The sequence below is a fragment of the Desulfolithobacter dissulfuricans genome, from assembly GCF_025998535.1.
In the GTDB taxonomy this organism is placed as follows: domain Bacteria; phylum Desulfobacterota; class Desulfobulbia; order Desulfobulbales; family Desulfobulbaceae; genus Desulfolithobacter; species Desulfolithobacter dissulfuricans.
The window spans coordinates 2349611-2371670 of the sequence record NZ_AP024233.1; the positions used below are offsets into that span (position 1 = coordinate 2349611).

Genomic DNA, 22060 nt, shown 5'->3' on the forward strand with positions numbered 1-22060 from the left:
CCGATGACCGTTGAAACCAGATCCCACGCCCCAATCACATTGCACCATCTTTCGACAACTGCCCCTGCAACCCTGCAGGATCAAATATCTCCACACTGCATTCCAAAGCCACCCTTTTCAGGGCCGTATCCTGTGTTGCAATGGGCAGCCCTTTGCGCATCGCCAGATCCAGATACGATGCATCGTATGTCGACAGTTGATGCTTCCGGGCCAGGGCCACGATTTCCCTTGTCATTCGGTCAGGGGATTCCTGAATGACCGTAATTGGAAGCTCACCGATCAAGGCAAGAAAACGCACGCTGTCCGCTTCGCTGAGACGGCCTCGCCGCTCGGCCACCACCAGTACATTACCGATTTCAAGGGCCAGAAGGCCGGAACAACGGCCTCGGCAGATTCAAGGCTTGTCAGTACGACATCGGCGTACGAGCTTTCCTCGTCCATAAAACACCATGCCATGACCACAGAATTGTCGATCACAAAATCAGCCATCAGCGCCTGCCCTCTTCAATCATTTCACGGATTGAAAGACCATGCAGAGCGTGTCTTTTCCTGAACTTTAACAACTCATCAATAACCTCTTTCGTCGGAACCTTTCGGTCTGCCTCAGGAGCCTGCAATACAGCTACCGGCACACCGTGCCTGGTGATGGTGATTTTCTCCCCTTTGGCCACCCTCTTCAATAACTGGGGCAAATGGGTCTTTGCCTCGTAAGCGCCTGTGGTTTCCATAATCTTTGCTCCTTATCTTTCAGTCTGGTCTAAGACCAGTCTATCCACAATCTGCATTGCTGTCAATAACCTGAAACCGTGCAGCTCTGAACTCAGGTTACTGGCACCATTATTCTTCCCCGGCCCTGAACCTGAATGCCAGCCATACCAAAGGCGCATACGCCACAACCAGGCCAACCACCCCGTCCAACCATCGCAAAGCGACCAACATTGCCAGTGGATAAAGCCAGCATACATTAATGGCCCCAACCGTCAACGATACCACCCGATGCGAACCGTACTTTCTCGCCGCATGCTGGTAGCCATGGCTCCGATGGGCCTGGTACAACTTCTCTCCCCGCACCATACGACGCAACAGGGTCAGCGTGGCATCAACAATAAAAACACCCAGCAGGATCAACCAGGCCCAGAACAACCGGGGCACCTCCCAGGCCGCCTGAATCGACAAAACACCCAACGTCACCCCGAGAAAACCACTACCCGCATCACCCATGAAGATACGGGCCACGGGAAAATTCCAGCACAGGAAACCAAGCACTGCCGAGGCCAGCAACAGCGGCAACAACCAGGCCAGCAGACCTGCACCGGTCAACCATGCCAGCATCGCCGCCCCAAGACACACCGTGATGGCCTCGATTCCCGCTATCCCATCGATGCCATCCATGAAGTTGTACAGGTTCAGCAGCCAGACCAGGTACACTGCCGCCAGCACATTTCCCGACCACCCCAGGTCGAGCCGACAACCAGGTACCGGTATAGACGGCAACCCACCCAGCCATGCCAGTGCCCAGGCAGCCCCGGCAAAATGGGCCAGCAACCGCCAGCGGGCAGGGATATGGCCGCGATCATCGAGAAAACCGACCAGCGCCACCCAGGCCCCGGCCCCGGCAAGACCAAGCAGAACAGGTATCGAAAGGTTTGCAGTAAGGACAAGAAAACAGGTCAGCGCCAGGAAAGAGACAACGATGGCCAGTCCGCCACCGCGCGGGGTGGGTACAGTATGGGAGCTGCGCTGGTTGGGAACATCCAGCAGGCTGTGTGACAGGGCATACCGGCGCAGAACAGCAGTCAACAGCCAGGAAAGCCCGGCCGCGATTCCGCAGGCAAGCAGCACCTTCATGACGAGTGGAGGGATTCCAGAAAATGACGGGCCGTACTCCGAAGGGCCGCCTCCACACCAACGGGCGGAGTCCAGCCAAGCAGATCCTGCGCCTTTGCAATGTCCACCTGCAAAGAGCCAAGGAGCCGACGCGCCAGGGCCCGCTGCCCAACCATAGTGGCCCCGAAACGCAGCAGCCATTCCGGAACCGGCACAAGCCGGGCCACCACTCCAAGAGCAGCAGCCATCCGCCGCAGGAGGTCGGTAGTGGACAGATCCTCCCCATCCGAGACCAGGAAAACCTGGTTGGCAGCCGCCGGATGATCGACACATGTCACGATAAAATCCACCAGGTTATCCAGCGCCACCAGGCTGCGCCGGTTGTGAATCGCCCCCAGAGGCAGAGGCACCCCCCGGTAGAGCCAGCGCATCATGGAGCGAAAATTTCCCTTCACCCCGGGACCATAGACCAACACCGGCCGAATAATCACCACCACCATGCCTGTCTCGTCGGCCAGGGCCTTCAACCCCTGCTCTGCCTCATACTTGGATACAGCATACGGCTCCTCTGGCCGGGGTGTATCTTCTTCGGTAAACGATCCCCCTTCCCCAGACTGCTCGCCATGCACCTTGACAGAACTGATAAAAACAAACCGTCGCACCCCGGCAGCCACTGCCTGACGGGCCAGGTTCAAGGTCCCCTCCACATTCACCCGCCGATAGGCCGCCAGGGCGTCGGCAAATCCTTCCCGCATCACATGTACCCGGGCTGCCGCGTGTACCACCACCTCGACCCCGGCCACCGCCTCCCGCCAATCCGTTCCGGCAGCCAGATCACTAACCTGCACCTCCTCCACCGCAGACGGCAACGATTGCCCTGCCTGCCGCAGGGATACCCTGACTCCATACTTTCCATCCGCCAGCAAGCGTGCCATGACCGCTCCGCCGATGAAACCGGTGGCCCCGGTCAGCAGCAACTCACTGCGCCTGCCACTGTTCATACGTTGTACCCCAATATCCGACGGCACCTTGCTGATACAAACTCTCCGCACAAATTGTTACAGTAAAAATCAGGATGCAACTCTACCTGCCCAACTCGCAACCCAGCCACTCAATTCATAAAAAAAGCAGTTCCGCCAATAAAAGCAAAAACGAACACAAAACTTGACGCAACAAGCCAGTTTCGCCGGGCATGTCTACGGGTTGCCACCTTGAACAACATGAGAATAGGCACAGCCATGGCACAACTTTGCATTAAGGTCAACCGAGCGCTGTCGGAAATCCCGAGAAAAGGTGCCAAGACCACGGGGACAAACCATGACAGCAAAATCAAAATGAGCTCAAAACTGGAAGGAATCGCATACACTCCTTCGCGGGTGAAAAGCATTTTGGGAATGGACCAAAATAAGGCCAGAGCACTCAACCCGACAAAGTACCAGAATAGCCAGGATGGCCTGTTGGGCGCAAACATGTACAGCAGAAGAATGCAAAAAATCATCACAGAAAAGACCCCATGGGCCATGGGCATTTCATGTCTGCCACCCTTCCATGGATACAGCAGAACAACTACCAGGCAGGAGGCAAAGGAAAAGTATCCAGTGATAGGTGGCATCGGAAAAATCAATAGAACAGGCAGGAGAAAAAACAGAAGAAATAAAGGCAACAGATATGGAGTGCTTTTCCCGGCCAAGCGCGCCAGTGTAACTTGATACGGCTTTTTGGCACCGCTCAGCCTACGCCTGGGCTGCCGGAGCCCCGAACCACTTCTTTTTAAACCATTTTTTTCTGCCCAACTGACGAATCCATAAATACCACCACATAAAACAAGCGTTTCTAAAAGCAACGCCCATTCCGGCCCGGAAGAACCCAAGACGCCAAGTGCCCCGAACACGGCTGATAAACCATAGATAATGGTCACTACATCCCGATGGGGCAGCCCCATACTGAGCAATCTGTGGTGCAGGTGCGTCTTATCAGGGAGAAAAGGGTTTTCTCCCCGCCGCAGCCTGCCTGTCATCACATGAAGCGTATCGACTACTGGCAGGGCAAGAATGGTGGCCATAACTATTGGTTTTACTGGCTTATACAATCCCCCTCCATGGGCCAGGCCAACAGATAACGCAGCCAGAAGAAAGCCCAGCAGGAGACTGCCGGAATCTCCCATAAAAAGCTTGGCAGGATGCGTGTTGTAGCGAAGAAACCCCAGAATAGCCCCCAGCCCGGACAAGGCCAAAACAAGAAAAAACCATGCCTGGTTGCTGTAGGCTAGCACCGCAATAAAAAAAAGAACGATGGCGGAAAGCCCAGCCGCCAGCCCATCCAACCCGTCGGAAAGATTCAGCGCATTAATGACACCAACCATGCAGAAAACAGTAAACACGGGAGCCAGAAAACCGAAACGAATCTCACCGATTCCAAAAAGATCGCCAAATCCAGGCAGAGAAATACCGCTGACCATCATAAAGGCTGTTACTGCAAGTATCTCGCCGACAAATTTCAGCTTGGGGGAAATTTTGAAGAAATCATCCAGCAGACCGGTGAAAACGATAATGCCAGCCCCAAGCAGTACGCCCTGGATCAATGGTGGGGTCTTAACGCATAACAGAACGCCAAGCACAAAAGCTGCAGCAATACCAACCCCACCCATTCGTGGCAAAGGGTTACGATGTATTTTACGGGGATCAGGATGATCCAGCACTCCGAGCAACTTCGCAACCCTTCCAGATAGCGGGACAAGGACAAGTGATAAGAATAGACTCGTATAAAAAACCAGAAGGAAAAAACTGATATCAGTAAGGAGGGGTTGATTCATTAGTTAATCGTCGATAGTAACAGGCAGGCTTGCAAGGTCATTTTTATAACAGCAATTCGCGATGTCATTTAGCCGCCTATAAAATACTGACCTGCCCAGCGGCAACTGCCATTTCACGCTTGCCTGGATGGAGGATTGGCACTCGACACAGGGAGGAATTTGCCAATCAGATCCCTATACTGTTGAAGCACCTTTTCCCAAGTAAACTGTTCTTTGAAACGCCTTAGGGAAGCGGCTCTCATCCGCTCCTGCTCGTGTCGATTTTCCAGAAGCTCTGCAAACTTGTGTGCGCAGTCCGTTTCATTATTGAAAAAGTGCGCCCCGCTCCCGGCAACCCATCGGTTGAACGGATTGTCGTGCGCCAATACGGGTGAGCCGGCCCCGAGAGCCTCTACCAAAGACGGGTTCGTACCTCCCACTCGATGTCCGTGAACGTATAATGCTGCATGAAATCTTAACGATTGCGTCACCGACAGATCATATATCGCTCCCGGGAACAGCACGCTTTCGGATGCAGCCTCAACAACCGACCGGTGATAACTGCTACCCTCGACGTCAAAACGTCCCAACACAACAAGCTTCTTACCACTGGCAGGACAACCAAACGCCTTTACGATCTCCAAGATCGAATTATCCGGCTCCGGACGGGCAATCACCAGCGCATATTCTCCTGGCGTTAATCCCAGTTTCCTGATCGGCTCCTCGGCTGCCTTTGTTACCTGGTCCGCTCCATACGGTATCATGGTGATCTTGTCTCTGCGAACTCGCGTAGCGAGGTGATTGGCGATTTCCGGATGATCGGCAATCAGGTGATTGCCAATGAGACACCCGACGCGCTCATTCATATAGAGCCAAGCTTTTGCTGGCAAGCTCCACTGGGTGCGCCTCCATTCGACACCATCCATGTTGATAAGATTCGGGATCCCAAACCGCCGAAAAACCCCTGAGAAAACCGCGGTGCCATAACCTAGCGAAAGTACGATTCCCCCTTCGCGGGTCGCCCGACGCATCGCCTTTATATCGAACAGAATTGTCGAAGCTGCTCCCCGATGCCGACCGGTATATGCACCCGGCGAACGCCCTCCCAGGAATCCTCCCTCGCCTTCCCCTTTCCGCTTTCCTGGCAGTAGACGGTGACTTTCCACCCCTCCTTAGCCAAATAAGGCGCCAATTTAGCGGCAAAGGTTTCGAACCCGCCATGTTGGGCTGGAACCCCTCTAACGCCAACAATGTGAAGTTGTACCGGTTTCTTATGTCCTTGAAGCATGATGAATCGCTGATACAGGTATGAAAAACGAGCCTAACCCACTGCTCGCAAACAAAAAAATACTGTCGAGACAGGAAACCCCGTTTACCTCAATAGAGTTCTTACAAGGGCAATCAATGTTAATCGGGAAAATCCCTTCGGAACGACTCGCCGGAAGTGCGGATAATCCTCTCCACCACCGCCCATTCCCTGCGCTGAACGTGAAACCAGGTAGTGGCCATCATTCCCAACGCACCCTGCCCCGCCGCATAACGGCTAAAGTTGCGCATGGTTTTTTCCCTTTTCCAACTGCTGCCGATCACTCGAAAACCCTCCTGCTGCATGACAGCCAACGAAGGAAACTCGGCTTGGTCGTCGAAATAGTGCCAGTCGCAGATGACGATATCGCGGGGGAGTTTGTCCCGTAACGCCTTACCATAGCCTGGCACGCTGCCGTGCAGATGTTTGTCCAACATCTCCGGAAACTCTTCCGGGGCAATAAGCATGTCTCCCCACATCCAGGTCATGATGCCGCGCTCTTTCAAGTAACTATATATACGCCGCACATCTTGCACGAACAGCTCGGCCGGAAGCATGTTTTCGCCAGGCCCCAACCATCTCTTCAGGGAATTGACGTTGTACCCCGCCACCTCATCATGACCGATGTGAATCGCTCGCGGATGCAGGGCGTCTATGAGCTCTTCCAGCAGGGCTAAGACCCGTCGATAGGTCTCTTCGTTCCGAGGGTCGTAGGTCACTCTATTGAACATCAATTCAGGAAAATTCCCCTGAAAAAATTTCTCTTGGTGGGTTAGGAGTTCCAACTCCGGGATGACCTCCATCCCATTCTCTTGCGCATAGGTAACCCAGGCGAAAAAGTCCGGTTTACTCCAGGCGTCATCTCGAGCCTGCCAAGGCGCACGGTCAAGCTTAACCCCATCGGTGATCGAAACCTGAACAGCTTCGAATCCCGCCGAACGTGCCAGATCCACCATCCACCGGGCGCGATCGGGAGTCACTCCACGCAACACGAAATGCCAAATCCTTGCCGGCGGTCGATACACACTGGATCCTGTGTCGTCGTCCGCCGCCAGAGCACTACTTACGGCGGCGAACAGCAGCGCAACCAATACCACAAACAACTGGTAGGCTCGGTGCATCACAGCGACGCCTCATAGCCAAGTTTTTGCATGACTTCGCAAAAAGGCTTCTCAATGGCTGGCGCAAGCGCAAAAGGTTTCTTTTGTCCTACAGGCTTCAGCGTCGATTCAGCATAACGGATAAATGGCATATCACTGCCAGCCAACCCAGTAAAAGGGGTGATTTCACCCAACACTTGCAATGGCTTGGCACAAAGTTTCTCGTAGGACACCTGCAGCACATCGTTCGGGTATTGCTGCAGAAGAGACAGCCCCTCGCGCATCGTCACGACCCATTCCACGGCCGCCATGTCGGTATGATTCGTCCACGTGCGCATCGCATCGGCGTGGAGGGCCAGATCGGCATGCTCCGGTACGATTTGATCGACCAGCAAATCCCACTTGCGGCGGTCTACGCCCCACCAGTCGTGGTTTTCACCACCAACCTGCTGACCCAATCGATGAGACCAACCATCGATGGAATGGCAGGTATCCCAACCGTTACGCGACAGGAACAGGAACTTCGCATCCGGAAAGATCGCCTTAACAAAAGGAACCCGAAATATCAGCTCAGGATACTTGTCCACGACGCGACGGGAAATGGTTGCCGCCAGATACGCGCCAAAAAGGCGGTGGGCCGATTTTTTCACTTCCAGCGTCGCCTCCTCAGCCCCTATCCTATAACGTGCCGTTCCTCGGGTATAGCTGCCTATCAAGTCCTCTTCGGGATGGATCGCATGCCACAGCGCCTTGGGTTCATTCAGAAACCCCACCTCCCGGTGCATGGAGAGCACCACGCCGAGGATCGTCGTGCCGCTTCGCCCCGTGCCAAGTATGAACACCGGCTTCTCTACCCGCTTCAACTGGGTCAAACGTTTTTCGACTGCGAAATGTGCGAAAACGATCGGATTGACCCATCGCCCACGGGTTGTTAAAGGGCGCCCTTCAAACAGGGCGTAGCTCACCATACGACTCCATAACTTCCAGGGTCGGGTACGAATATAGGTTTTATCGACCTGCGCGATCATACCCCCACCTCACACAGCACCGGGTTCATTGGGTTATCTTTTCCAGCCACTGCCAAGTCTGTCCGATACCAGCATTCAGATCGATGCGCGGCTCCCAATCGAACCATTCTCGCGCCTTTGTGATATCCAGAACGACCCGCGGAACATCAAAGGGTCTTCCCTCCCTGTAACACACCTGCACGTCTCTGGAAGAGACTTTCGATAAGACATTAATGACGTCCTTTATCGAATACCCTATACCGCTCCCGGCATTAACTATCCCGGAACCTCCGGTACAGCCTGCTCGAACACAAAGATCGGCGAGATCGCCAATGTATATAAAATCACGCACAATAGAGCCGTCGCCCCATACCTCTATGGGCTCCCCGGCCAGCACCTTGGCTGCGAACGTACCAATGACCCCTTGAACGCCTTTATGACCCTGTCGTTCCCCGTAGGGGTTGGAAGCTCGAAGAATCACATACTCAAGACCGTGCAAATGCCCAAACATATGCAGGTAATTTTCTATCGCGATCTTGACCACTCCGTAGGAACAGACTGGACGCAACGGATGACTTTCCGGGATCGGGACCACGTCGGGAATCCCATAAACTGTACCACCTGACGACAGGAAAACGATCCGCCTCACCCTTTTCTGCACCATCAACTGCAGCAAGCGGACTGTACCGACAAGATTCCCTCCTATGTCAGAAATTGGATCAAGGTTCGATGTGGACGGTACGGTGGTACTAACAAAGTGATAAACGACATCAATTCCCTCCAAAGATTCGGCAAGGGCTGGTACGTCATCAAAAGGAGCTAAACGGTAATCGACGTTATTTAGTGAGCTACGATATCGTGCTTTCGACCGATCAAATATACGAACCTTTACTCCTTTTGCGAGCAGGTGGTCAACTACGTGTGACCCGATAAAACCGTTGCCCCCCAATACCAGCACTCTCATCTCAGTACTCCTTCGTAGATACCCATCAATCTTTCGTAAAAGCGCTTATCATTAAACTCCTCCTCCACGTATGACCGCGCACGCCTCCCCATATCCTTAACGACATCGTCTTTTCCATTACCAAGCTTTCTCATTGCGGTCGCAAGCGCCTCGGGCGAACTTGCCTCGTAAACAAATCCGCGGGCTCCATGATCGATTAATTCGGGTATGCCGCCCCGATTCGATCCGATCACCGGTTTGCCCGCCGCGAAAGCCTGAAAAATCACGTAAGGAAAATTTTCATGCCAGCGTGATGGCACCACGACAAACCGGCAGCAACTCAGCCATCCACTCAGATCGTCACCCCATTTTGGCCCAAGAAAACTGACATTGGTCAATCCAAGCTCCGCCGCCCGCGATTCAAGTGATTCACGATCCGGACCTTCACCGATGATTACCACGGGCAATTCCCGAAACCGGGCCGCAGCCTCAAGTAGCACATCCACACCTTTTTCATCGATCAACCGGCCAAAATAGAGGGCATAATCCCCCAACGGGCCACGCAGGCTGTTTTTCGTAATATCGAATGGGTTTCGTAGCATCTTCCATCGGAAAGATTCTTTGCCCCAAAACTCCTCAGTTCTATGCGCCATAAACTCACTAGCAAACAAAAAAGTATGTACATTTTTGCGATAGATATTCATCCAATTATGTGCATAGGCCTCCATAGCACTGGCAACACTGTAAGCAATAGATCCGTGACAACAATTATTAATAATGGCGCGATAAAAACTACCTTCTTTGCAATCTTCACAAACACGCCCGTGATGATAGAGCTTGTAATTGGGGCAGATATGTTTGTAGTCGTTGCAACTCAGCACCACGGGCACGCCCGCTTCACGTGCCGCATCCAGTATGGCCGGCGTAAGTTGAACATAAATGGCAAACGCATGAATAATATCCGGATTAAAGTCCTCAATCAGCCGCGCCATTGATTCTTTTGCACGGCGGTTATAGATCATGCGCGGAAAATTTATTGCCTTGGCAAGCACCCCGCCGGTACTATATGCTGCCACCGATGGGAAATAACTGCGCCATTCTGTTTCAATCGCATTATTCATTGCGGATAGGTAAGCGACTTGATGCCCTTGTGCTTTCAGGACACGACCTACCTCGTGATAAAAAACTTCGGCCCCTCCAGCTATATCGAAGTTGTTATGGGACAATAACACTCTCAATTCTGGCCACCTAACGCACGTAATAACGATTTTTCCATGACTGCCATTTGCTCCCTTATATAATTTAATATTAAGAAGACGACAAACACTATAAGCGAGTAAAAATAACTGGAAATGACGGCTCTAAACAGACTAAAAAAAAGTATTATCCCCAACAGGAACAATAAATCAGTCCTTCGCAACATGCTATGCGAGCTCGCTTCAAACATACAATACAGAAGAACTAGCACTGTAAATAAACCGATGATTCCATACTCTCCAAGTAGGGAGCCGATTCCACTGTCATGTATCCCTGTTCCCCTTTTCACTGAAGACCAATCGGCAATGCCAAGCTCATCATAAACTTTTGATCCTAACGATAGCGGTGAGCCAAACGTACCACCTCCTGTCCCAAGCGGAAAATGTTGTTTTGCCAGAGTTGCGCCAGAAATCAACATAGCAACTCGAATGTATTTCTGATCGCCTTCATACGTGTTGACTGCTTTTTTCAGATCCTGGTCAATCCCTCGACCAAACAGCACGAATATCACCGGCACCATAATAATCAACAATGTTGATAAAATACGATATATTATCTTTTGTTTGATCGCTATGTAAAAATAATAAGAGGATAGCACACACAGTAACAAAGATGATCTAGACCAGCTCATAATAAGACCCGCTAACAATAACAAGGAAAGTAACCTGTTTTTGCGCACAAACATATAAAATAAAAAGAGCACAGTCGAAAGTGCGCCGAAACGGTTTGGATTAATCTCAAAACCAACAATTCTCGACGTGTCCAGTTCATATGAAACATCTGGCTGCAGAGAAACAAAGAATTCTGGAAACAGGATATTCAACGCAAAACCCAACAAGTGCACAACGGTAACGACAAATATAACTTTGTGTATAGTTATCGTCCTAACCTCGCTAGCGACAACAAAAAACTGAAAGATCTTACAATAAAGCAAGGACGCCAAAAAAGAAACAACTAGTCCTCTTGAATATACAGAACCGAGCGAACAAAACGTCAGCGCTATAAGTGTCGATATCCATATCACCGCCAAGATACTTACTTTGAGCCTGTATGTATAAGCCAAAACAATCAAGGCAAACACTGACATTACCATCGCATCATCAAGGATCGACAATACACTCAGGTTGCTCACGGCGGTTATAAAATCGCCAAACAATATAATTAAAGTCACCACTATTACCAGCGGCAACGATACAAGTGCACCTATTTTTTTGTAATTCATAATGGTTGAAACCGCTGATTCATTCTACGCAGCAACTATCAGTTCATTATATATCCCCGACTTCGTGACATTAGGACAGTATGATAAAGCCTGAATGAGCCAGATTGCGGTGCAGAAACGGACATTACGACCGCTATATTACCGCTCACGACTTAATCAGAGAAACTTTTATCATTGGATGTCATAATACTTCATTAATAAATCCTTCGTGTCTGGATCAATGTAAACGTCATCAGCATGCTGCTTGTTAATGGATAGCATTTTTTTGATTATTCTATTTGGCACCCTAGAGCAAGCTTTCAACGTTCTGTTATTATGGGCGTAGAACTCAATTTTTCTCCTTACGGACAGATAAAGCCTCTCAATCAGCTGGTTTCTGACTGCCACACTCTCGTTCTCAACCGTAAATCGGTAGTTATTGTAGTAGTTGCTGTCTATCCCGGAAAAATCACAAATCTTTTCCATCACAGATGACGGATTATCACGCAACTCATTAAATTGGATGACCAACACCCGTTTATTCATGTTCTGGCAAAAAATCGACAAGTAGTAATCGTACCGTCCCTGATCGAGTGCTCGAAGATGTACTGGCGTCAATGGCGATTTGGCAAGATTTATTTGCATACGCACATAGGTATCGAACGATGCCGCATTATCAAGCAACCCTCTCTGTTTTGCGTACTTATACCAGGAAATCAATCGTTCGATCGGGTCGCGCACTATAAATATTAGCTTGCTCAGCGGCAGCAGTTTGAAAATATTCAGTGCTTGTTGTGAATACAAATAGTCTGGCGTAGCTTCCATTCTTATTCGTTTGTCCTCTTTGCATTGAGTGAAAAATTCACCGTATCGCTCCAGATTGTTCCCATCAAATCGCTCTACCGAAGGCAGAATATCTTCCTGGTCAAGAAAAAAACGCGTCTCTTTCAGGCTGGAAGGGCAAATTTGGGGATGATCGGCCAGATATTTGTAGATTGAGGATGTCCCTGCCTTGGGAGCCCCACCTATAATCAAGTACACGTATTCTGCCACACTCATACTATCACCTTATGATAACACTATTGCCTTTATACCCAATTTTCGCCAAACCAACCAAACCGCGCCAAGATTATTTGCAGCAACAGCTACTGACGTCGCCATTGCAGCCCCAACTCCTCCCCAAAGAGGAACAAAAATAGTGGTCAGTGCCAACAGTAAAAGTGTTGTGACCATTGTGAGTTTTTGAAAGGAAATCTCATTTCCGCTCATCATCAACAAATAACCGACGGACCCAGTCATGACGTTCACCAACTGCCCAACCGCCAATATCATCAACATCAAGCCACCTTGCTCAAACTCGACTCCGAAAAATCCCATTATCCAACTGCCACCAAATATAAGCGCCATAAAAATAGGACTGGCTAACAAGGTAATCATTAGTGCTGTACGTCGCGCAGTTTGACCTAACGCCTCCATATCGCCTTTTATGTAAAGTTCGGCAAATTTTGGAGCAACTACGTTGTTCACTGCAACAAGTAAGAAGGTTACTAGCATCGCCACACGGCTTGCCGCTCCGTATACTCCAACTTCAGCACTGGTAGCCCAAATACCCAGTATAAATAGGGGCGCCCAAGGAAGAATTGCCCGATTCATCACCGCCACCAACAATAGCGGTTTGCAACTCGCCCACAGCAGCCGAAGAGAAAAATGTTTCCGATCAACCTCGTATCCACAAAATGTTCTATGCAACGCCCACGCACCCACTAAGGCAACAAGTATCGTCGATACGGCATAAGCCAACACCGCACCATTCACTCCTGCAAACTGGGACAACGGATAAAGCAGCAAGAGAGCAAATAATGAAACACCAATGCCTTGCACTAACATAGCATCGCGGACACGCTTCAATCCCTTGAGGCTTTCAGCTTGAAGATTAAGCAAGGAAGAAGGAAGGATAGATAGGCACATCAGGCGCAGAGGATCAGTAAGCTCCGCTTTATTAAAAATGGCACTTGCCAACCATGGAGCGGCAACAAAGACAGTGAGCATAACTGCAGCCGAAACCAACAAGGCCATGCGCATCCCCTGGGCATACACACCTTGTACACCCGACCAATTTTGATGAGTTGCATAGGTGGCCACAAAGCGTAGCAGTACGTTATCTAGCCCCACCCGGCCAATCACCGAGCCTATGGCGGTCACGGAAAGGGCCAAGAAGTATAACCCTGTATCTTCTACGCCAAGTAAGCGGGCTAAAGAGACGTTCAAACCAAAAGTCAGGCCAGCACCTATCACTTTCAGAGCAAATGCAAGTACCGCACCCCGCACTACCTCTCGCATGTGCTCATCGGCTCGAATCCGAAACAGTTTTTCCTTCAAACATAACATGATGGATGTCAAATCCTGATAGATTAGAGACCGTTTTGCATTCGATCTCACCAGTTTCCATTTCGATAGGCTGGTTACGAGGCTAACGCCTGATAACCCCTCTGCTGAAGCTTTTCCGCCAAAGCCTGCCTGGCATGTTGCTCCCCATGCACCAAGGTAATTTTCTCCGGTTTGTGGCCCGTGCTGCACACCCAGTCAAGAAGACCCTGCTGGTCGGTATGGGCCGAATAGCCGCTGAGCGGTTGCACCCGGGCTCGGATGGAGAAACGCTCTCCATCGAGATAGACATAACCGTCCGGGGTGTTGGCATATTTCTGAATGATGCAGCCCGGGGTGTTTTTGGCCTGATAGCCCACGAAGAGCACGTCGTTTTTCGGATCCTCCAGGCCGGCGGCCAGGTGGTCGACGATACGGCCGCCGGTGCACATGCCGGAGCCGGCGATGATCACGGCCGGGCCGTCCATCCGGGTGAGGCGCTGGTGGTCGCGATGGCTTCGGGCGCTGTAGAGGCCGGAAAAGTCCAGGGGGTCGTCGCCTTCGGCCCGGAGATCTTGTGCTTCCCGGTCCCAGAAGGGGTAGAGTTGTTCGAATATCTCGGTCAGGGTGAGGCCGAGAGGTGAATCTACCACTACCGGGATCTTTTGGGAATGGAGAAGCGGAAATTGCTGGCGCAGGTCCGGGTCGGTGCGGAGACGATCGATCTCGTAGAGCAGTTCCTGGGTGCGGCCCAGGGAAAATACCGGGATGAATACCTTGCCGCCATCGGCAAGGGCCCGGGTGAGGATCTCGCCCAGGCGCTGGATGCGGTCGTGGCGGCCTTCGTGGAGCCGGTCGCCGTAGGTGGATTCCAGTACCAGGTGGTCACAGGGCTGTGGTGGATCGGGGTCAGGAAGCAGCGGCGTGTTTGTGGCGCCGAGGTCGCCGGAAAAAAGGATACTGCAGGCAGGCTCTTTGGATTCCAGCCGGACAAAGGCCGAGCCGAGGATATGGCCTGCCCGGCCCAGGCGGAAGGTGAGCTTGTTTTTCAGTTCAAAGGTCTCGTTATACTCGAAGCCCCAGGTGAGGTCGTCCAGGCGGGTGAAAAAGTGCTGCTTGGATTCCTCGTCCTCGTGCTGGAGGGCCATGGCGTCTTTGAGCATGGGGAAAAGGAGTTCCCGGGTGGCGTGGGTGGTGATGATTTCGCCCTGGAAACCTTGCTGGATCAGTTCCGGCAGTCGTCCGCAGTGGTCGAGATGGGCGTGGGTGATGAAGAGGTAGTCGATGTCTTTCGGGGGTACCGGCCATTGGGACATGGGCAGGGTGTGGTCGTCGCCCTGGGCCAGGCCGCAGTCCACCAGGATGGATGTGTTGTTTATCTGCAGGAGATGGCAGGAGCCGGTGACGGTTGTTTTAGCGCCAAGATGCGTGAGCTTATATGGCAATTGTTTGGGCTGTTGGGGCATGCTGTTCTGCGTGGCCATTTTTATGCTGCTTGATGGCCTGGGATTGACCATGAGGCTGTGCTGGGGCTTGGGGTGGTATACCGCGGAGCGGTATGCGGATCGCTGGTGCTCATGGCAGATAAGGGCAATCGGTCGTTCACCGCGGAGCGGAGGAACGAGGGGGATGTGCGGGAGCCTGGGGTACGGGAGGTGACCATGGTTGTTTTATTGCCAGGTAGCGGTGTTTTGTCCTTGGACCACGAGGCTGTGTTGGAGGTTGAGGTGGTATACCGCGGAGCGGTATGCGGACCGCAGGTGCTCATGGCAGATAAGGGCAATCGGTCGTTCACCGCGGAGCGGAGGAACGAGGAGGGTGTGCGGGTGCCTGGGGTACGGGAGGTGGCCATGGCTGTTTGATCGTCAGGTAGCGGTGTTTTGTCCTTGGACCACGAGGCTGTGTTGGGGTTTGGGGTGGTATACCGCGGAGCGGTATGCGGATTGCTGGTGCTCATGGCAGATAAGGGCAATCGGTCGTTCACCGCGGAGCGGTGGAACGAGGGGATGTGGGGGAGCCTGGGGTACGGGAGGTGGCCATGGCTGTTTGATCGTCAGGTAGTGGCGTTGTGTCCTTGGACCATGAGGCTGTGTTGGAGGTTGGGGTGGTATACCGCGGAGCGGTATGCGGACCGCAGGTGCTCATGGCAGATAAGGGCAATCGGTCGTTCACCGCGGAGCGGAGGAACGAGGGGGATGTGCGGGAGCCTGGGGTACGGGAGGTGACCATGGTTGTTTGATCGTCAGGTAGTGGCATCGTACGTTAGGGCCATGAGTGTGTGTATTGGTTCAAGGTGTTATACCGCAGAGCGGTATGTGAGTCACATTCGGTCATGGCAGATAGGGGTTGTCGGTCGTTCACCGCAGAGCGGAGGAACGAGGCGTACAACCGCCAACCACAGAACCATCCGCGTGATCAGAAGCGTTCAGGGCTTGGAGGCGTTACCGCCAGGCGGTATGCGTACCGCATGCGCTTCAGGCAGACCTGGGAAGTCGGGCGTCACCGCGGAGCGGTTGAACGAGGGGTAACCTCAGGTACGAAAGTATCGGGTAAACCCAATGTCTTCCTGTATTGAAGGAGCGCATTATGATTACAGGGAGGCGGGATGAACGTCAAGAGTAAATTCAATGCGTTAGTCAGGGTTTGGGAGGGATTTCAGTGGTGGGAGACTGGTTGCAGAGGGGGCCTCATTGTGATACTGCATCGAGAAAATCTTTGGCGTGCAAGCGATAATCACGATTGGCCCTGGTCCAGCGGTATCCCTTTTCGCCTATTTCGGTCCGTTCCTCTGCCGTGTGAGATTTTAATGAGATTATCGCCTGGCTCAGGTTCTCCGGATTCTCTCCAGGGCAGCTCAGGCCGGCGCCACTGAGGGCGTCGATGTCGTGGGGGCGTGGATGATGGGTTTTGCGGCCAGCATGTAGTCAAGAAGCCCTTTTACCTCAAGACCGCCATTACATCGGCCGCATTGAAGACAGCTGTGTCTTCCGGGGATTCTGCCGGATTTTTACACCAGAGGGCCAGGACAATTTTCCGTTTGCCTATTTTGGGGAAATTTTCAGCAGAGTTGGTCAGCCTGTGCAGGGTTTGGCGGACATCTGTCTTTTTTTCCCATTTTGCCTCTCCAAAAAGGAGCGAGCATCCATCCAGGGATTCGGCCACCAGGTCGATTTCCATCTGGTTGCCGTTTAGCCCTTTTCCCCACCAGCGGGCAGCCGGTTTCCAGCGCTGCCCGGCGATTGCCAGCCTTGGCACTGACCAGCGGGCCAACTCTTCCCAGACATCGGCAACCTGCATGGTCAGCGTCTGTTGCGAGGCGGCATAAACTGCATCAATGAGGTCCTGTTCCAGCAGGGACTGATTGGGCATGACAATTCGGTACCAGAACTGCAAAAAAGGATCTGCCAGTCTGTAAAGGGTTTTCTTTCCCGAACGGATATTTTCACCAAAGGGAACCTCTTTTTTTATGTAGCCAAGCTGTATCAGGTTGGCGAGCGGCCTGGTCAGGCTTGTTGACGGTTTGCCAAGCCTGCCGGCAATTTCCGATAACCTGTGGGCGCCGCCTGCGATCAGACCAAGCAGAGAGTGGGGCTGGCTGGCTCCCCGCATGTCATCAAGCAGCAGGCGCATGGGCTCTTCATGAAGGATGCCGTCCCTGTCCAGCACCAGTTCTTTGCAGGCTGTTTCCGTGCTTGAGTATTGCTTTGCCAGTTCCCAGTAACGCGGCACCCCTCCCCAGATGGAATACGCTTCAACTGTCTGGACCGCATCACATTCAAGAGCATCCGCAAGCCACCCCGGCTCCAACGGACGGAGCTTTATTATTTCGGCGGCTCTCCCGTACAGGGGAGCTGTACTGTCAAGAACAAGCCCCTGCATCATGCGCTGCGAAGAGCCACAGATAATCAGATGAATGGTATTTTTTTGCGTATCGATATGACGCTGGAGAATACTGGGCAATTCCGGCGATTTTTGCACCAGGTATGGAAACTCATCAAGAATAAGGGCAATATCATGACGGGCCTGGTTGTAAAGCGCATTGAACAGGACCTCCCAGGATGGATAGGCAACCTGATCAAAGCCCGGTACGTGTCTGCCGATTTCAGCGGCAAGGCCCTTTATCTGTAAAGGGGCTTCCTGCTGATCCGCCAGATAATAGATATCCTGTTTCCGGGCTATATGCTGCAGCAATCTCGATTTGCCGCAGCGACGGCGGCCATAAACAACGATCAGCGCCGGGTCGGCAGCATTCAAGGCCCGGCCAAGTCTGGCAACTTCCCTTGCCCTGTTTAAAAATTGCAACCGCATCGACTCCCTCCCCGTTAACTGCAAACATTTTTATTTTTCGTAGCGACACAGAAATCGGGCAGGTAAGCAAGCCTGCGAGACTCCGAAAAGATCCTTTATGGACAGGCACCAGTCAAGACTGACCGCACTCATTATACCTGTCAAACATTATACCTGTCAAACATAATGTTCGTTTTGGCCATTATCCACAAGGAAGGGACAAGCCAGATGGGGAGGCTGCAGCACCAGTTAACCCGCATATTTCACAAGCGATCTACTGCAAGGCCTGAAAACACCGCGCCTGCAGTCGCCTCATGACCGCCAGGCCGGCAAATCCGGTGGCACCGGTCAGCAATATTCTGCCGCATTCTCAGAAAAATCAGAGCCAGTTGATGTGAGAAGCAACACTGGTTCCTGATTCCTTCTGCCAGCTCAACCTTGGGTTGCCGTCCCGGTTGGGCCGATAGCTTATCTTTCGCTCCTTTCACACCGTCTCCCACTCAAATTCAGTGATGTTTTTTTTATTTGAGTCAAAGCCGATGCCAATGATATAGACCGTTCGATCATCAGCAAGATATTTCCTGTGATACCCCTTCTCCTTTATCTGCTCCAGGGCCGAGCCAGGCGCATTATCCACCTTGAACTCTATCACATAGACGGCCTGCGGCAGGATGATGCTCATATCCACCCTGCCCTTGCTTGACACATCCTCAGCCACGAGGGGCAGGCCCAGGGAGGCAAGGTAGGCGTAGATCACAGAGGCGTAGTAACCTTCATATCTTTCTATGATTTTATTGGCATAGTTCTGGTACGGGATGCCGGCGAACAGGGCGTGGAGGGTCTTGTGGAATGTTTCCAGGTCGCCTGCCTGCAGAGCGTCATAGAGGCTGTCCTGCAGGGGTATTTTATCCTGGCGCTGATTGGTGAGATAATCAACCAACAGTTCGTTCAGAGAGAGCTGAATCTCCTTGTTGGGGACTTTGAGTCGGTAAAAGAGTCTGTCCCGGCGGGTGAATTTCTCGGCAAATGTCAAGTATCCGGTCTGCCAGAGCAGCGCCACAAGGTCAATGTGGTCCACATCAAAGGTGTCAAGGATGATGTCGTCAACCACGCAGTTTTCAAGCTCAGGCAGATAACGCCGCTGCTCGTTCAGGAGATCTATGAGGAAGCTGGGGTTGCCGGTGCTCCACCAGTAGGGGCGATACTCCCTGTTCTTTGAGAGAAAAAGCAGTATATCAAACGGGTTGTAGAGCGGATCGCCAAAGTAGTTGTAGCCGTTGTACCACTCCCTGAGTTTGTCCATATCCACGCCCTGCAACCGCTCGGCAAAGGACCGCTCCACTTCCTGGTGGGTATAGCCGCAGATGGTGGCAAAACGCTCATCGATGGTGATATCATCAAGGTTGTTGAGGCCGCTGAAAAGGTTCATTTTGGCAAATTTCGACACCCCGGTTATCATCACAAAGCGGATATACTCATCCAGGTCCTTCATGATGGAGTAAAACCCTTTGAGCTTGTCGCGGTTGGACCGGGCCAGCTCCCTGTCGGTGATATGGTCCAGGATGGGCTTGTCGTATTCGTCGATGAGGATGACCACCTTTTCCTTGTACCGGGAGGCGGCGTTGCGGATCAGTTCGGCAAAGCAGAATCCGGGATCATCGAGAGGATCATCACAGGAAATGGCAAGCCACTGCTGATTATGTTTGAGATTATGGTAAATAACAGCGTCGAACTTCTCCTCGGTGCGGAACTCACCGCTGCCAAAGCTTATGCGGATGACCGGGAATTTTCGCTCCCAGTCCCATTTGTCTTCAATGTAAAGACCATTGAAAAGGTCGCGGTTGCCGGAAAAAAGCTCGTAAAGCGTGCTGAGCATGACACTCTTGCCAAAACGGCGGGGACGGCTCAGGAAAAAATACTCCCCGCTCTCGACCAACTGCAGCAAAATCTCGGTCTTGTCCACATAGACATAATTCTCTTCCGGATCGCGCAACTTGGCGAATGTCTGAATTCCTATGGGCAGTTTTTTCATATTCATGGTCCTGGCGCCTTACGGTCAGGCAACTAGCTCTGGTTGCAACCCGGCGCTGTTTTTTTCACGCCCTTCACACCTTCTCCCACTCGAATTCAGTGATGTTTTTTTTGTTTGAATCAAAGCCGATGCCAATGATATAGACCGTTCGATCATCAGCCATGTATTTCCTGTGATACCCCTTCTCCTTTATCTGCTCCAGGGCCGAGCCAGGCGCATTATCCACCTTGAACTCTATCACATAGACAGCCTGCGGCAGGATAATGCTCATATCGACCCTGCCCTTGCTTGAGACATCCTCCGCCACAAGGGGCAGGCCCAGGGAAGCGAGGTAGGCGTAGATCACAGAGGCGTAGTAACCTTCATATTTTTCTATGATTTTATTGGCATAGTTCTGGTACGGGATGCCGGCGAACAGGGCGTGGAGGGTATTGTGAAATGTTTCCAGGTCGCCTGCCTGCAGGGCGTCATAGAGATTGGAGCGCAATTCCAGTTTCTCGCTGCGCTGATCTGTAAAATAATCTATGAACAACGCGTTGAGAGACATTTGTATCTCTTTGTTCGGCACCTTCAGTTTATAAACAACAGAATCAAATTTATCTATCTTTTCCGCAAAGGTCAGGTAGCCGGTCTGCCAGAGCAGGGCGACAATGTCGATATGGTCCACATCAAAGGAGTCAAGGATGATGTCGTCAACCACGCAGTTTTCAAGCTCAGGCAGATAGCGACGTTGCTCGTTCAGGAGGTCGATCAAAAAGCTGGGGTTGCCGGTGCTCCACCAGTAGGGGCGATACTCCCTGTTCTTTGAGAGAAAAAGCAGTATATCAAACGGGTTGTAGAGCGGATCGCCAAAGTAGTTGTAGCCGTTGTACCACTGCCTGAGCTTATCCATATCCACGCCCTGCAACCGCTCGGCAAAGGACAGCTCCACTTCCTGGTGGGTATAGCCGCAGATGGTGGCAAAACGCTCATCGATGGTGATATCATCAAGGTTGTTGAGGCCGCTGAAAAGGTTCATTTTGGCAAATTTCGACACCCCGGTTATCATCACAAAGCGGATATACTCATCCAGGTCTTTCATGATGGAGTAAAACCCTTTGAGCTTGTCGCGGTTGAACCGGGCCAGCTCCCTGTCGGTGATATGGTCCAGGATAGGCTTGTCGTATTCGTCGATGAGGATGACCACCTTTTCCTTGTACCGGGAGGCGGCGTTGCGGATCAGTTCGGCAAAGCAGTACCCGGGGTCATCGAGAGGATCATCACAGGAAATGGCAAGCCACTGCTGATTATGTTTGAGATTATGGTAAATAACAGCGTCGAACTTCTCCTCGGTGCGGAACTCACCGCCGCCAAAGCTTATGCGGATGACCGGGAATTTTCGCTCCCAGTCCCATTTGTCTTCAATGTAAAGACCATTGAAAAGGTCGCGGTTGCCGGAAAAAAGCTCGTAAAGCGTGCTGAGCATGACACTCTTGCCAAAACGGCGGGGACGGCTCAGGAAAAAATACTCCCCGCTCTCGACCAACTGCAGCAAAATCTCGGTCTTGTCCACATAGACATAATTCTCTTCCGGATCGCGCAACTTGGCGAATGTCTGAATTCCTATGGGCAGTTTTTTCATCATTTTTCTCGTTCCACGGCATCAAGCTGGCCATGCAAACACATTGTCTCGATTTCCGGGCCCCCAATTGTGTCCGGGTGACCCGCAAGGGAGCCGATGAATCCGACCAGGGCCCGATTGAACGGGGTTGCATGCAGCCGCATCGCGATCCTGGCACAGGAGGATGCGCCGGCAATATCGCCGGCACCAAGGCAGGCCACCGCCTGTCGGGCCAGTTGCTCTGCCTGCCGCTCTATCTCCAGCAGTTTTTCCAGTCCGGCTCCGCAACGCCTGCACCGGGCAGTTCCGTTATAGCGGGCCCGGCAATGGGGACATCGCTGCATG

The 22060-nt window shown here is 52.2% G+C and carries 21 protein-coding genes; 1 reads left to right on the forward strand and 20 read right to left on the reverse strand.

The window, feature by feature from the left end; translation table 11 throughout:
* Positions 1–34: 34 nt before the first annotated feature.
* From GF1_RS10405 to GF1_RS10475, 16 genes are all read right to left on the reverse strand, one after another.
* Positions 35–298: a type II toxin-antitoxin system VapC family toxin gene (locus GF1_RS10405; RefSeq protein WP_267926488.1), complete on the reverse strand. Its 264-nt coding sequence runs from the start codon at positions 296–298 to the stop codon at positions 35–37.
* Positions 280–489 (reverse strand): PIN domain-containing protein, encoded by a 210-nt coding sequence (locus GF1_RS10410; protein WP_267926489.1) that lies wholly within the window; start codon positions 487–489, stop codon positions 280–282. The genes GF1_RS10405 and GF1_RS10410 overlap by 19 nt, the downstream gene beginning before the upstream one ends.
* Complete coding sequence (locus GF1_RS10415; RefSeq protein WP_267926490.1) at positions 489–728, reverse strand: type II toxin-antitoxin system Phd/YefM family antitoxin; 240 nt, start codon at positions 726–728, stop codon at positions 489–491. Before GF1_RS10415 ends, GF1_RS10410 begins: the two co-directional genes overlap by 1 nt.
* Before the next feature lie 109 nt (positions 729–837).
* Positions 838–1848: an MraY family glycosyltransferase gene (locus tag GF1_RS10420; protein ID WP_267926491.1), complete on the reverse strand. Its 1011-nt coding sequence runs from the start codon at positions 1846–1848 to the stop codon at positions 838–840.
* Positions 1845–2828 carry an NAD-dependent epimerase/dehydratase family protein gene (locus tag GF1_RS10425; protein ID WP_267926492.1) on the reverse strand — a complete coding sequence of 328 codons (984 nt, stop codon included), beginning with the start codon at positions 2826–2828 and terminating at the stop codon, positions 1845–1847. Before GF1_RS10425 ends, GF1_RS10420 begins: the two co-directional genes overlap by 4 nt.
* Before the next feature lie 110 nt (positions 2829–2938).
* A complete protein-coding gene (locus tag GF1_RS10430; protein ID WP_267926493.1) occupies positions 2939–4639 on the reverse strand; it encodes a glycosyltransferase family 4 protein in 1701 nt (566 codons plus the stop codon).
* A 113-nt stretch (positions 4640–4752) separates the two neighbouring features.
* Positions 4753–5544 carry a glycosyltransferase family protein gene (locus GF1_RS10435; protein WP_353740410.1) on the reverse strand — a complete coding sequence of 264 codons (792 nt, stop codon included), beginning with the start codon at positions 5542–5544 and terminating at the stop codon, positions 4753–4755.
* 110 nt (positions 5545–5654) lie between these two features.
* Positions 5655–5906, reverse strand: a complete 252-nt coding sequence (locus GF1_RS16505) for a DUF1972 domain-containing protein (RefSeq protein WP_353740411.1) — start codon at positions 5904–5906, stop codon at positions 5655–5657.
* Positions 5907–6025: 119 nt separating this feature from the next.
* The gene (locus GF1_RS10440) at positions 6026–7045 is read right to left on the reverse strand and encodes a family 20 glycosylhydrolase (RefSeq protein WP_267926494.1); all 1020 of its coding nucleotides are present in this window, start codon (positions 7043–7045) and stop codon (positions 6026–6028) included.
* Positions 7045–8052 (reverse strand): sulfotransferase family protein, encoded by a 1008-nt coding sequence (locus GF1_RS10445; protein WP_267926495.1) that lies wholly within the window; start codon positions 8050–8052, stop codon positions 7045–7047. The genes GF1_RS10440 and GF1_RS10445 overlap by 1 nt, the downstream gene beginning before the upstream one ends.
* A gap of 25 nt (positions 8053–8077) precedes the next feature.
* Positions 8078–8995, reverse strand: a complete 918-nt coding sequence (locus GF1_RS10450) for an NAD-dependent epimerase/dehydratase family protein (protein WP_267926496.1) — start codon at positions 8993–8995, stop codon at positions 8078–8080.
* The gene (locus GF1_RS10455; RefSeq protein ID WP_353740460.1) at positions 8992–10206 is read right to left on the reverse strand and encodes a glycosyltransferase family 4 protein; all 1215 of its coding nucleotides are present in this window, start codon (positions 10204–10206) and stop codon (positions 8992–8994) included. The genes GF1_RS10450 and GF1_RS10455 overlap by 4 nt, the downstream gene beginning before the upstream one ends.
* A 2-nt stretch (positions 10207–10208) precedes the next feature.
* The gene (locus GF1_RS10460) at positions 10209–11453 is read right to left on the reverse strand and encodes an O-antigen ligase family protein (RefSeq protein ID WP_267926498.1); all 1245 of its coding nucleotides are present in this window, start codon (positions 11451–11453) and stop codon (positions 10209–10211) included.
* 171 nt (positions 11454–11624) lie between these two features.
* Positions 11625–12491, reverse strand: a complete 867-nt coding sequence (locus tag GF1_RS10465; protein WP_267926499.1) for a sulfotransferase family protein — start codon at positions 12489–12491, stop codon at positions 11625–11627.
* 9 nt (positions 12492–12500) lie between these two features.
* Entirely contained in the window at positions 12501–13811 is a 1311-nt protein-coding gene (locus GF1_RS10470) for a flippase (RefSeq protein WP_267926500.1), read from the reverse strand.
* Between the two features lie 83 nt (positions 13812–13894).
* Positions 13895–15241: an MBL fold metallo-hydrolase gene (locus tag GF1_RS10475; RefSeq protein WP_267926501.1), complete on the reverse strand. Its 1347-nt coding sequence runs from the start codon at positions 15239–15241 to the stop codon at positions 13895–13897.
* Between the two features lie 132 nt (positions 15242–15373).
* Between GF1_RS10475 and GF1_RS10480 the strand changes: the two genes are divergently transcribed.
* On the forward strand, positions 15374–15658 hold the full coding sequence (locus tag GF1_RS10480) for a hypothetical protein (RefSeq protein ID WP_267926502.1): 285 nt from the start codon (positions 15374–15376) through the stop codon (positions 15656–15658).
* A gap of 1075 nt (positions 15659–16733) precedes the next feature.
* Here GF1_RS10480 and GF1_RS10485 read toward each other — a convergent pair.
* The 4 genes from GF1_RS10485 to GF1_RS10500 form a co-directional block, all read right to left on the reverse strand.
* The gene (locus GF1_RS10485) at positions 16734–18104 is read right to left on the reverse strand and encodes an ATP-binding protein (RefSeq protein WP_267926503.1); all 1371 of its coding nucleotides are present in this window, start codon (positions 18102–18104) and stop codon (positions 16734–16736) included.
* Positions 18105–18567: 463 nt separating this feature from the next.
* The gene (locus GF1_RS10490; protein ID WP_267926504.1) at positions 18568–20115 is read right to left on the reverse strand and encodes an ATP-binding protein; all 1548 of its coding nucleotides are present in this window, start codon (positions 20113–20115) and stop codon (positions 18568–18570) included.
* Positions 20116–20188: 73 nt separating this feature from the next.
* Positions 20189–21739, reverse strand: a complete 1551-nt coding sequence (locus GF1_RS10495) for an ATP-binding protein (RefSeq protein WP_267926505.1) — start codon at positions 21737–21739, stop codon at positions 20189–20191.
* Complete coding sequence (locus GF1_RS10500; RefSeq protein ID WP_267926506.1) at positions 21736–22059, reverse strand: hypothetical protein; 324 nt, start codon at positions 22057–22059, stop codon at positions 21736–21738. Before GF1_RS10500 ends, GF1_RS10495 begins: the two co-directional genes overlap by 4 nt.
* Position 22060: the final 1 nt, after the last annotated feature.